This window comes from Formosa sejongensis (assembly GCF_033447105.1).
GTDB lineage: Bacteria > Bacteroidota > Bacteroidia > Flavobacteriales > Flavobacteriaceae > Formosa.
Genome location: NZ_JAWQUN010000022.1, coordinates 42,753 through 55,082, shown reverse-complemented (window position 1 = coordinate 55,082; position 12,330 = coordinate 42,753). Strand labels below are relative to the sequence as shown.

Below are 12,330 nucleotides of genomic sequence, written 5' to 3'. Positions count from 1 at the left end.
TTTATAGACATTCGTAAATTTATTTTAATTCAAAAGACACGGAAACACTATGAGCTTGAGAGTTTGAAGTCCCATAATCCATCACATATTGTTCGCTAGTGTTTGAGTCTGAAATAGTAACTATTTCGCCTATTGTTTTATTCAATTTTACTGCAATCGCTTCAGCTCTTGCTCTTGCATTTTCAATAGCCAATGTTGATAGTTCTGCTAATTCTTGTTCTGTTAATTTTGCACTTTTCATATCTACATTGTCAATAGACGTTCCTGCAGATTTTAATTGCATTATTTTTCTCACTTCATCTTTATCAGACGTTTTTAAATAATAACAAGCAGACTCCCTGTTTTGCGAATACGACATCGCAAACTCGTAATAGGTATTCCGTTTAAATTTGCTAAAATCTATTCCAGCCGCTTCTGCTTTTTTAATATAATTTTCTCTAACAAGATCTAAAGATGTGGCTTCAATTTCACCTTGGCCTTCATAAACCATAATTTGTTGTAACGTGATTAAAATAATATAACTGTCGTCTAACACTTGTTTTGGGGTTTCGCCAATAACTGTAATTGTGTTTCTACTGTCTTGTGCAAATGTTGGCAAAGCAAACATTAGCACTACTAAATAGATAATGTTTTTCATAATAATTTATATTTAATGGTTTGTGATATGTGTTTTTAAAAGAAAAGAATGTTAGCTACAATCATCCAAATACCGACGAATAAACCAATAAGACCTAATTTACCTTGCTTTGGCGCTAACTTTTCTCTAAGTATTACAGCATTGTCTTTAACAGCATCGTTTTTAGATAATACATATTTGTTGATAAGGCTAAACCCTAGCATAAATCCTAAAACAGCCTGAATAATATTTCCTGCTAATAAAGTTCCCCACCAGATTGGAAATGTTGTAATCCAACCTAAGTTTAAAATTGAAAATACAATTCCCCAAACACCATAAAAGCAAAAGATTAATCCAATCCAACCTTGGTAAGGTTCTATTTTTTCTAAAAGTTCTTTTGCATTAGGTTTTTTTGATAATAATAAAGATGGTACTGCGATGATGCTTAATAAGATTAGTGTAATTCCGAAAATCATAATGTTTTTTTTTAATGGTTAAAATTTGGTTTTTTTATATTTGAAACACTTTATTTGTTTTGTGATGTCTCTCATATTCTTATGCAAATCTAGAGCAATAGACTTCTTGTTTTAACCCTGTTTTTAGTGAAAAACACTACCCTGAAAACAGTGAGTTTCACCATATAATGCTGATAATAAATACTTAACAACTTGTTGTTTTATGCTTTTTGAAATAAAATGAGCAGAACCACCCATTTTTCTATTCGGTTAATAGATTTGCGTTATGCTGAAAACCACTTTAAACAAAAAAAGCCGCTATTATAAAATAGCGTCTTTGCGTAAAAGGGATGACTATGTTGCCGTTATGAAGACACATATCCTTTTTTTATAGCGTACTTAGTTAATCCAGCGAGGTTTCTAACATTAAGTTTCGTAATCAAGTTTTTCCGATAACTTTCAATAGTATGTTTACTTAAAAAGAGCTTTTCTGCAATTTCCTGAGTGGTAAATTCTTCTGCGATAAGCGAGATCACTTCAACCTCGCGTTTTGTAAGTTTAATTTCCTTTTCTTTATTCTTCTCAAACTTGTTTTGAAGATAGATATCTTTAATTTCTTTTGAAAAGTATTTTTCACCTCCTAAAATCGTTTCAATAGCTTTTAAAAATTCTTCCTTTTGTGCGTTTTTTTGAAGATAGCCATCTACATTATCTTCTATAAGTGCATCAATAATCTCCGGTGTATTGTGCATACTCACAACCAAAGTTTTTATATCTCTAGAAGTGCCTTTTATCCATTTATTTAAATCAATACCATCTACTTCTGGCATGGTAACATCTGTAATTACGAGGTCTATTTTTTCTTCGGTATTTATAGAAATATATTTTTGTATATGACCACCATGCTTTGCCGTATATAAAATGTTGTAATTGCTTTCTGTATTTAGAATACTTAATAAGCCATCTAAAAACATTTTATGATCGTCGGCTATAATAAGGTTATACTTCATTTGTAAGTGCTTTTAATGGAATTTCTATATTGATATTGGCTCCTCTGTTGGGTTGCGAATCAATATGTAATATGCCGTTATAATTTTCTACTCTATTTTTTATATTGGTTAAACCTATACCTAATGTCGTAAGAGATAAATCGAACCCAATACCATCGTCTTCATATACAAAAAAGATACATTCGTTTAAAAGATCTAATTGTATATCTATGGTTTTTGCTTTAGCGTATTTTAGCGTGTTGGTTGTTAATTCCTGAAAAATTGAAAACAGTTCGTTCTGTAATATTTTGTCTAGTTCATTAATTTTTACTTCATCGAAAAAAGCAACATTTATGGTGAGTTCACTAGCCTCTTGAACGGTGTTTATGTACTCTTTAATTAAATCGACAAAATCATTTTCTCTAATTTTTTTAGGTAACAAGTTATGCGATAAGTTTCTTACCTGCTCGTAAGTATCATCTAACTGACTATAGATTAAACTCATTTTTTCCGGGTGATTAGAAAGCTGACTGAACTGTAATTTTATAGCTGCTAAATTACCACCAACACTATCGTGCATTTCCTGTGCAATCTTCTTTCGCTCTTGGTTCTGGCCTTCAACAGATGCTTTTATAAGCATAATTTCTTGATCCTTTTTCAACGAATTAACGCGTTGCACGTTTATCTCTTTCTCTTTTAAATTTAGTAAACCTTGAGCTTGCAGTTTTTGATAGTAAATAATTAAGAGTGCTATAATAGGCACTAATAAAATGAAAAAAGCGACAAGTACAATATATTTAATAGTCTTTTCTCTATCCAGTTCTACCGCTTTTAGCGCATCTCTTTCTTTAAGTAATGCAATTTCATTTTTACGTTTTTCAACACCGTTTTGTAATTGTAGGACTTGATTTTCATTCTGCTTTGCAATTATAGCTTTTTGAAGTTTGTATTTTTCTATATCTGCATCTTTGTTCTTAATATTTAAACTCTTATTTAGGTTTTCTATCTCTAATACTTTTATTTTTTTTTCTTTTTCGAGCGTTTTAAATTTAAACTCTAAACTATTTATTTCTTTCTCCTTTTGTGAGTTCTCTATAGAGTCTTTTATCATGTAATACCGCTTTCCGTAGTTATAAGCATTACTATAATCATTTTTTCTAGCCGAGAGTTTTTCTAACATAAGATAGCTATGCATCTGCAAGTCTAAAGCACCTAAGTTAATAGCCTTTGGTAAAGCGCTAGTAAATATTAAAAGCGCATCATTATCTCTTTTTTCATTATATAATAAGGTCCCAATTTTGTCTGTAATTATAAGTTCTAAATTATAGAACTTATTTTGAAAGCTTATTTCTTTGGCGTCGTAATATTCTAAAAGGGCTTTATTTGTTTCACCTATATTCAAATAATTATCGGCTATATTAATAATAACGTTTATTAAGGCTTGTATATCAATGTTGTCTTTTTCACAAATGGCTTTCGCTTTTTGCAAATAATTATTAGATCTTTTATATTGGTAAAATGACGAATAAATAGACCCCAAATTGATGTAGCTTCCTAAAATAATTTCATCATCGTTAGAATATTTTACACATTTTTCAAAAAGCTCTAGAGCTTCTTGGTTCTTACCCAATGCAATGTATGTACTTGCTAAACCGTGTAAATGTGAGTAATACAAATTTGTTTCGTTGTATTTCTCGCTTAGTTCTGCGCCTTTAATGTGCCATTTTTTACTTTCATGATACAAGCCCCTATTTTTATTGTTTATGGCAAGTAATTGGTAAGCTAAAATAGTTAGTCTGTTTCCTAAAGAATCGTTAACTATGTTTTTGCTTTTAAGCGCTTGTTGGGTATAATAAATAGAAGAATCTATTTCAGTATATTTATTATGGTAATAAGCTAGTAACAAATTGGTGTTTGCTAAGGCTTTATTTGTTTTAAATTTAGGTAAAAGACGAAGTGCCTGTTGATATGCTTTTTTATCAGAGCCATTGTTAAAATAGTAAAAAAGCGAGTCTACTTTTTTGTCTTCAATGGCAATAATGGACGTTGTTGTTTGGGCTATACAAATTGAAGTATAGCACACAAGGAGAAAAGCAAAAATATTTTGGGGCTTAAAAAGCATGTGCAAATGTAGGAATTGCAGAACGTATAACCACCCCCGAAAACAGGGTTTTCCACGTTTTTTAAAAAAGTTTAGAATACAGCACACAATACCAAGTAATTATAAGTTTGATATGGCCAAATACAAACACCACATTGAGCGCAAATTTACAAACGTGTAGCACGCTATAAGCAAAACAAAAATTAAGGTTAATATATCCCACGACATAAGTTTACATCTATCTTTAGTTTTTAAAACACCACATATGGTATATGAATTATTAGTCTAAAACAATTTTAAACTGTCGTTAAATTTAAGGACAAGACTTACTTATAGTATTAAAAAAAAGCCTACTATAGCAGTATTAAATAACGATTACAACTAACCGTATTACACCATGGAATTGCTTATAATTTATACTGGTTTCTTTCTAGCTGCATATGCCGTAATAGGTAATGATGTAATACAAACATTAGGGACTTTTCTGTCGTCTAACAGCAAAATGCATTGGGTGGTTCTGTGGGCATTTGCATCTACTATTTTAGCTGCAACCTTATTTTACGGATGGTATTTCAATAGTGGAGACGTATCCTACCAAAGATTAAATAATATAAATCTACCGGAAACAATTAAATGGTGGCATTTAATTGCACCGCTTTCCTTATTGGTTATTACCCGTTTTGGTATACCTGTTAGTACCACATTCATGATACTTAGTGTTTTTTCGAGTCAACAGATTATTGAAAAAATGATACTTAAATCGGTTTATGGTTATGGTATTGCTGTTGTTTCAGCCTTTCTGCTTTACTTGTTAATTGCCCAAAATTTTGAATCAAAAAAATCTATTGATAAAGTGGACAATACCAAACAAAAAAAGTATTGGATCATTGCACAATGGGGCTCTACAGCATTTTTGTGGTCTCAGTGGTTAATTCAGGATTTTGCTAACATCTTTGTTTTCCTTCCTCGCAAATTATCGTTGTTAGAACTATTGGGTTCTCTTGTCATAATATTATCCATTATGGCCTATATATTCAAAAATCGTGGTGGTAAAATTCAAGAAATCGTTAATCAGAAAGTAAACACCCGAAATATTCGCTCTGCTACAATAATCGACCTTTGTTACGGATTAATGCTCTTCTTATATGGAAATTATAACTCGATTCCTATGAGTACAACCTGGACATTTATTGGAATTCTTGCTGGACGTGAAATAGCAATAAATTACCTTCTAAACAAGAACAAATTAAAGAACTCTTACAAACTTATAGCTAAGGATTTTGCAAAAGTTAATATCGGTCTTGCAATAAGTATTTTTATAGTCTATTTAATTCAAATGATTAAAACCTATTATGCATAATCTCAAGTACTACTTATAATAGCTTGCATTATGTCACACATTAAACCGCTGTATATATGGTTAATGAAGCATCTACTCTACCCTACAAACCTAAAGGATAAAACTTTGCTTAGGGTTAACTATTTTCGCACTTCGGTATTAGAGTTAGTCGTGAATGCTATTGCCTACTAAACAACAATTCAGATATTGAATGATAAAAGAATACCCTGTTCAGGCTAGCTTGCTAAATTAATTCCATAAACATATCTAGACTATGTCGAATCATATTGTTCAACATATAAAAAGCATTTAAAAAGGAATTAATAACAACGGCATATTTCACCAATGCGTTGTTAATCGATACGGAAAAGAAAGAACGTTGTACTACACTAAAAAAAAAAGGCTATTTTTAAACTTAACTAATGTTAGTTGCTTTGTTAGCAAGCTGCTGAGTTTCCTTCAGAAAATCCTAGTATCCTAACAAGCCTTTTTCTAAGGATTCACTATCGTGATATTATAATATTCAGCATTATTTTAAATTTAAAACAATGAAAATTTACAGAGATAATATAAAAACATACGATGCCAAACTACTCAAGCTAAACACCGAATTACATCGGTTTTCAGTGCTTAGGGTGTTTGTTTTTATATGTTCAATTATCCAACTCATTGCCTTAGTGCGCTTTAAATTAGTTACAATCGCCTTAATTGCTTTTCCTATTTTGATACTCCTTTTTGGATTTGTTTTAAATCGGTATGATAAAATAGCAGCATTAAAAAAACATACCTTATTATTAAAAAACATCAATGCTTCTGAAATTCTGAGAGCAGCATGTGATCTGGAATCGTTTGATACAGGAGATACATTTATAGATCAAAATCATCCCTATACTTCCGATTTAGATATTTTTGGACAACATTCCATTTTTCAATTAATAAACAGAACGACGACAGAATCTGGGAAACTACGTCTATCGGAATGGTTAACAACACCGGCTTCTATTTCTGAAATAGCAGACAGACAAAAAGCCATAAAAGAACTGTCTACAAAATTAGAGTGGCGACAAGATTTTCAAGCCTCTGGCCTGCCTTTTCAAAATAAAAAAAGTGACTATTCTAAATTATTAGCTTGGGTAGAACAGCCGGTCGCTTTATTTAAAAATAGATATCTCTATATAGCCATCGCCATTGTCCTCCCTTTAATATTATTAGTATGTGCTTACTTTTTTTATGTGCATTTGGAGTCCACACAACGGTTTGTATATCTCGCAATTATTATTTTAGTTTTACTTATTAACTATTTCATTTTAAAAAAAGTAAGTCCACATGCCGAAGATATTGTAGAAACATCAACCGAAAATCTTAACACCCTTCAAGGGTATCGCGCTCTTATCGCTAAAATTGAAAGTGAGAGTTTTAAATCAGAGAAACTGCAAGCTTTACAAAACATAATTCAGAAAGGACACTATTCGGCATCTCATGAAATTAACAGCATATGTAAAGTATTGGAATTCTCTCACCAAAAGCCCATCAAAAAGGTTCCTATAGGCGGGAGTTATATGTATCAGCTATTAAACAGTTTTCTGCTATTGGATATTTATTTGATTATTGAAACAGAGAAATGGAAATTAAAAAACAAAACATTTTTAAAATTATGGGCAGAAGTCATTAGTGAGTTTGAAGTGATAAATAGTTTTGCCGGTTTCTGTTTTGCAAATCCAACCTACACGTTTCCAGAAGTCACAGTAACCAATAACGACATTCATTTTGAAGCTTTAGGGCATCCCTTAATAGATGCGAACACACGCGTTTGTAATGATTTTCACTCCGAAGGACATGGTAAAATTGTTATGATTACAGGGTCTAATATGGGAGGAAAAAGCACCTTTTTAAGAACCGTTGGTCTAAACCTTGTACTCGCATTCTCGGGTGCGCCCTGTTGTGCGTCCAATGCAAAAGTGTCTAGATTGCACCTATTTACTAGCATGCGTACCCAAGACAATTTAATGAAAGGCACCTCCTCTTTTTATGCGGAATTACATAGAATTGAAAACATGCTAAAACAGATAGAACATCAGCCCAATGTGTTTTTCCTCTTAGATGAAATGTTTAAAGGTACAAACTCTAAAGACAGACATCGTGGTGGTTTTTCGCTGATAAATCAACTAAGCACGCTCAAAACATCCGGAATTATTGCGACACACGATATTGAACTTGCTAAACTATCCGGACATGAAAAACACGTTACAAACTATAGTTTTAATAGTGAAATTAAAGATGATGTGATGGTTTTTAGCTATAAACTTGATCCGTTTATTTGCACGGACTTTAATGCTAGTGAACTGATGAAACGCAGCGGCATAAATATTTTATCACATATTCCAAATCCACCAAATTTATAACGTTGGACATTTAGTTTAAACAGATGGATCTCGCTTTTTAAATGGCAAAGATTGCCTTCACACCTCTATGTTTAGGAGTTGGAATATAATCGAATTATTCGTAGTACATGTATTGTAAAGTATACATTACGCGTTATAAGCTAAGTTGAAAATTTCTATGGATTTTACTATGCATGCTCTATGACTCCTTTCATTTTGCTAACTTAGTTAACTAAACACTTTACGAACATAAATACTATTGCGTTGTCTATAATCAGAAAGACTCAATTGTACATCCGCACTAACTCCTAATAGCTATTATGTTAGTTTGAGCGGCGTCGAAAACCATTACATACGATCTTCGACCCTACTCGATTTGACACGAAGTAAAATGAACGACCTCCGAGGCAGAGTCTAGAAAAATGCCATTGATTAAAACAACACATCGTGAGACATAACGGACATTCAAAAAAGCATATACTCTTCCATAAAAAATAATAATATGGGGTCTAAATTGGCACATATTCACTAAATTAGAGCCTTAATTAACGTCCATTAAAAGTGTTTAAAAACGGCCTATTTCCAGATACAAAATGGACTTTTATACTAATTTATATTTCCCCAAATTTAAAAAAAATGACTAACCTATTTACACGATCAACAAAACTGACACTATCCTTTTTGGGTATAGTATCTTTACTTTTACTTTCAAACTGCTCTAATGACGATACCGATACAACACCTGTAATCGGTACCATAGCCGCAAATGAAATTACAGATACGTCTGCGAATTTAGAAGGTCAGATTATAACTGAAGGCTCAGATTTAATAACCGCTGTAGGTTTTGAATATTCAAATAGTGCAGGTTTTACAGAAGGTACAGGTGTACAAATTAACACAGCTATACCAACTGCAGGCGTATTTATTGCTCCAATTACTGGACTTACTGCAAATACCGATTATTATTTTAAAGCCTTTGCGACGAACAGTCAGGGTACATTTTATGGGGCTGAAGACACTTTTAAAACAGCAGAACCTCAGGTTGTAGATATTGATGGGAATGTATATCCTATTGTCACTATAGGGAATCAAACTTGGATGGCAGAAAACTTAAGAGTCACCCAATATGCAAATGGTAGAGATATACCTGAAGTTACAACTAATGACGCATGGAGTGCACTTGAAAATAACTCTTCAGACGATGCCTACTCTATACTGTATTCTAACGAATTTTATCTTCCATACGGTTTATTTTATACGTATGCTGCTGCTATAGGCGGACAAGGTATCCCTACCTCTGAAAATGTTCAAGGGGTATGTCCTAAGGATTGGCACTTACCTAACGACCAAGAATGGCAAGAATTATTAGATTATGTCGCTGCAGACGGACAGCCCGTACAAGCGTTAATGTCTCTTAAAGATTGGGGTGGTAATGGTACCGATTATTATGGTTTTAACTTGCAAGCAAGTGGCTTTCGTTCGGATATTGATGGTTCTTTTATGGATTTTGAAAGATTTGGCCAGTATCGGAGTAGTAGCGAGGTGTCTACAACAGGTGTGTATGCCCAGATGATTAAATTCTATCAGACCGATTCTGAAGCTAGATCTCTAGGTATGGCCAAAGCTACCGGAATCTGCATTCGTTGTATTAAAGATTAATCGCTTATTTATAACTGAAATCGAATATCCTACAACAAAAGCAAGGACTGTAATTTCCATGTACTCGCCTACTAACACATATTTTAACCTATTTTATTATTCATTTTTTTCATTTAATTTAGTACTTATCCACACAATTAATCAGACAATCAGCAAGATGTGTAATTTAAGGAACAATGGAAATAATTGAAAAAACTAACCAATGGGTACATACACATCCTGTTGCTTCTAGCATTATTACCTATCTAATATGGGCTCTATGTATATTACTCACCATTGCTTTTTTAAGACGTCTACTCAGAAAAAAGCTTCCTGATACAGAAATTAGATATAAGTCACAAAAAGCGGTGGAGTTCTTTGGTTACATTTTGCTAATTATAGTTACGATTTCTTTTTTTACAGGGACTATTAAAGACTTTGCGTTAGCCATTGGATTACTTACTGCAGGTATTACCATAACATTGCAAGAGTTAATTTTAAGTGTCGCGGGTTCTTTCTATATCTTTTTCGTTAACGTATACAAGCCTGGAGATCGCATAGAAATTAATAATATTAAAGGCGATGTAATAGACATTGATAGCATATAAACAACGATGATAAAAATTGGCGAATGGGTTTCTAGCGATAATTATAGTGGAAGAATTGTAAAATTAAGCAATGCCTTTGTTTTTAAAGGACCTGTATATAATTATTCAAAAGATTTTCCTTTTGTATGGGATGAATTTAATCTTCTTACAAAATTTGGTTCTGATATAGAATTAGCCAAAACTATTGTCGTTAAAATAGCTTCCGAAACCTTATCCGAATATATATCAAAATCCAAATACGAGTGGAGTGAAGTAGTGAATAAATACTACATTGAAAATGCTCAAGTCGATCCCACTTTAGCAATCACCATGACCGATAATTGGATACAATTTAATCTTCGCTATATCGTAGATTATAAAAAAAGAAGATATACAAAGAGCCTATTACATGAACGCATTGGAAAAGAAATAAAAATGACAGATGGCAAAGTAAAACTTGCTTCTGTTACTTTAGAGATTGTTCAAATACCAACTATAAATGTGAAAAAAAATGAATAACGAGCTAATTACACAAAAAAGTTGGTGGAAAAGAAATTGGAAATGGCTAGTTCCTTTAAATGCTATATTATTGATTTCTATCACTATTCTTATTACATCAGGAATAAGCGGAATGGGTGCAGATATAGCTCAAGCATATTCAGATACAGAGCTTTATCAAAAGGCATTAGAAAAAGTAAAATCTAACCAAAAAGTAATTCAACTACTCGGAGACATAGAACCCATTGATAAACTTGCCATTTTAGAAGGTGAAGTCCATTATACCCATAAGAACCAGACGGTGAATTCATCTATCCGATTAAAAGGGACAAAAGGGAATGCCCGAATGGACATTTCTGCTGATAAAATTAATACTGAGTGGATCTATACAATAATTAATGTCCGAATTAAAAATCCACCAGAAAAGAAGCAAACAATACACATAATAACAGCTGAATAAATAAAAGGCTAACCTAATTATAAACTTATCTACAAACACATAATATTGGAAACTACTAACGCTTAAACGAACAATGAACAATTCATGTTAAGTCGTTTAGAGGATGGTTTAAAAAGTGCACTTTTTTAGTCCCACATAAATATGCTCTAATTTTCTGAAATAGATTAGCATTAGGAAATAGCGTCGGCTACAAATACGTAACTTTATGAAAATAACACACTTAGTCCTTACTGAAACTTTTCTGACTTTTTAAATACGTATTTTAAAAGGAACGAACAGAAATGATACTTGAAGAAATAAAAAGTTCTGAATGACATTAACAAAAAAACAAATAGTACTTGCATCCCCTTTTTTGATTATCGGCATAAGCTTCGGAGTTGCCTTTCTATTCAAAAACAGCATCGGAAAATGGGCTTTTATACCCATAATTTTAATTCAGTGGTGTCTTTTTATAAGTTTCTTTTTGAGATATACAGATAAAGAGACAAGAAAAAAGTGGTTACAAAAATCAAAACGATCATTTGGATGGAACATTCTGGCTTTATGTATTGGAATACTTCCGCTACCATTATTTCTAATGCATTACGAAACATTAGAAATTTGGCAAGTTTGGCTACCATGGATTTTATTAGCGATAATCAATCCTTGGATTGAAGAATTTTATTGGCGTGGTCTACTTTTAGAGTACACAAAAAACTGGTCGAATTGGATTGCAATAACCTTTACAAGTTTAGTTTTTGCATGTAGTCACGCTGTGTTTGGAGTGAATTCAGAATTGAATAGTGGATTTACGGTTATTATATCGACGTTCATAATGGGTATAATTTGGGCTCTCGTTTATAAGAAAACAGATAGTTTGAGGTGGATTATACTGGCGCACTTTTTAGTCGACTTTTTTAATTTGTCTGCGGCCTCTTTTTTGGATTTATATGAAAAAGGAAATTGGTGAACCCAATAACAAACGTTTTACTCTTATATAATTAATGACTTCCTTTAGACCCATCAAAGATTAAATACAACCAAAACATACCGTTTATTTTGACCTTACATATTCTAGTTAAAAGACATAAATAACATTGTACTTTTTTTTAAAACAAAAGTACCTGACTCTTCATTATTTATATAAAGTAGCACAAAATCTTGCGTTTTACGATTCAGAAAATAGATGTTTGTGTTTTCTAACTTATTGTTAAATTCAGGTACTCTAAATTCAATTTTTAAAAACCTGACTTTCTAAAAAATCATAAAAACCTGACCTTAAAAGGG

General features: G+C 32.1%; 11 protein-coding genes. 7 read left to right on the top strand and 4 right to left on the bottom strand.

Features of this window, described 5'->3' with window-relative positions:
• Window positions 1–19: 19 nt before the first annotated feature.
• The 4 genes from R6X41_RS16155 to R6X41_RS16140 all read right to left on the bottom strand — a co-directional run bounded on the left by R6X41_RS16155 (window position 20) and on the right by R6X41_RS16140 (window position 4,182).
• Window positions 20–637 (bottom strand): SIMPL domain-containing protein, encoded by a 618-nt coding sequence (locus tag R6X41_RS16155; protein WP_318501390.1) that lies wholly within the window; start codon window positions 635–637, stop codon window positions 20–22.
• Window positions 638–672: 35 nt separating this feature from the next.
• Window positions 673–1,092 carry a hypothetical protein gene (locus R6X41_RS16150; protein WP_318501389.1) on the bottom strand — a complete coding sequence of 140 codons (420 nt, stop codon included), beginning with the start codon at window positions 1,090–1,092 and terminating at the stop codon, window positions 673–675.
• 344 nt (window positions 1,093–1,436) lie between these two features.
• Complete coding sequence (locus tag R6X41_RS16145) at window positions 1,437–2,081, bottom strand: response regulator transcription factor (protein ID WP_318501388.1); 645 nt, start codon at window positions 2,079–2,081, stop codon at window positions 1,437–1,439.
• Complete coding sequence (locus R6X41_RS16140; protein WP_318501387.1) at window positions 2,071–4,182, bottom strand: ATP-binding protein; 2,112 nt, start codon at window positions 4,180–4,182, stop codon at window positions 2,071–2,073. The genes R6X41_RS16145 and R6X41_RS16140 overlap by 11 nt, the downstream gene beginning before the upstream one ends.
• Window positions 4,183–4,558: 376 nt before the next feature.
• On the opposite strand from R6X41_RS16140, the gene R6X41_RS16135 reads away from it, so the two are divergent.
• The 7 genes from R6X41_RS16135 to R6X41_RS16105 all read left to right on the top strand — a co-directional run bounded on the left by R6X41_RS16135 (window position 4,559) and on the right by R6X41_RS16105 (window position 12,013).
• Entirely contained in the window at window positions 4,559–5,521 is a 963-nt protein-coding gene (locus R6X41_RS16135; protein ID WP_318501386.1) for a hypothetical protein, read from the top strand.
• Window positions 5,522–6,048: 527 nt separating this feature from the next.
• Window positions 6,049–7,902 (top strand): MutS-related protein, encoded by a 1,854-nt coding sequence (locus tag R6X41_RS16130; protein ID WP_318501385.1) that lies wholly within the window; start codon window positions 6,049–6,051, stop codon window positions 7,900–7,902.
• A gap of 615 nt (window positions 7,903–8,517) precedes the next feature.
• Window positions 8,518–9,540, top strand: a complete 1,023-nt coding sequence (locus tag R6X41_RS16125) for an FISUMP domain-containing protein (protein ID WP_318501384.1) — start codon at window positions 8,518–8,520, stop codon at window positions 9,538–9,540.
• 176 nt (window positions 9,541–9,716) lie between these two features.
• Complete coding sequence (locus tag R6X41_RS16120; RefSeq protein WP_318501383.1) at window positions 9,717–10,127, top strand: mechanosensitive ion channel domain-containing protein; 411 nt, start codon at window positions 9,717–9,719, stop codon at window positions 10,125–10,127.
• Window positions 10,128–10,133: 6 nt separating this feature from the next.
• Window positions 10,134–10,625 (top strand): hypothetical protein, encoded by a 492-nt coding sequence (locus tag R6X41_RS16115; RefSeq protein WP_318501382.1) that lies wholly within the window; start codon window positions 10,134–10,136, stop codon window positions 10,623–10,625.
• Window positions 10,618–11,064 carry a cytochrome c oxidase assembly factor Coa1 family protein gene (locus tag R6X41_RS16110; RefSeq protein WP_318501380.1) on the top strand — a complete coding sequence of 149 codons (447 nt, stop codon included), beginning with the start codon at window positions 10,618–10,620 and terminating at the stop codon, window positions 11,062–11,064. The genes R6X41_RS16115 and R6X41_RS16110 overlap by 8 nt, the downstream gene beginning before the upstream one ends.
• Window positions 11,065–11,374: 310 nt before the next feature.
• Complete coding sequence (locus R6X41_RS16105; RefSeq protein ID WP_318501379.1) at window positions 11,375–12,013, top strand: CPBP family intramembrane glutamic endopeptidase; 639 nt, start codon at window positions 11,375–11,377, stop codon at window positions 12,011–12,013.
• Window positions 12,014–12,330: the final 317 nt, after the last annotated feature.

Excerpts from the sequence above, each read along its gene's own strand:
- R6X41_RS16155 (WP_318501390.1), bottom strand. The coding sequence starts at position 637 with ATGAAAAACATTATCTATTTAGTAGTGCTAATGTTTGCTTTGCCAACA.
- R6X41_RS16150 (WP_318501389.1), bottom strand. The coding sequence starts at position 1,092 with ATGATTTTCGGAATTACACTAATCTTATTAAGCATCATCGCAGTACCA.
- R6X41_RS16145 (WP_318501388.1), bottom strand. The coding sequence starts at position 2,081 with ATGAAGTATAACCTTATTATAGCCGACGATCATAAAATGTTTTTAGAT.
- R6X41_RS16140 (WP_318501387.1), bottom strand. The coding sequence starts at position 4,182 with ATGCTTTTTAAGCCCCAAAATATTTTTGCTTTTCTCCTTGTGTGCTAT.
- R6X41_RS16135 (WP_318501386.1), top strand. The coding sequence starts at position 4,559 with ATGGAATTGCTTATAATTTATACTGGTTTCTTTCTAGCTGCATATGCC.
- R6X41_RS16130 (WP_318501385.1), top strand. The coding sequence starts at position 6,049 with ATGAAAATTTACAGAGATAATATAAAAACATACGATGCCAAACTACTC.
- R6X41_RS16125 (WP_318501384.1), top strand. The coding sequence starts at position 8,518 with ATGACTAACCTATTTACACGATCAACAAAACTGACACTATCCTTTTTG.
- R6X41_RS16120 (WP_318501383.1), top strand. The coding sequence starts at position 9,717 with ATGGAAATAATTGAAAAAACTAACCAATGGGTACATACACATCCTGTT.
- R6X41_RS16115 (WP_318501382.1), top strand. The coding sequence starts at position 10,134 with ATGATAAAAATTGGCGAATGGGTTTCTAGCGATAATTATAGTGGAAGA.
- R6X41_RS16110 (WP_318501380.1), top strand. The coding sequence starts at position 10,618 with ATGAATAACGAGCTAATTACACAAAAAAGTTGGTGGAAAAGAAATTGG.
- R6X41_RS16105 (WP_318501379.1), top strand. The coding sequence starts at position 11,375 with ATGACATTAACAAAAAAACAAATAGTACTTGCATCCCCTTTTTTGATT.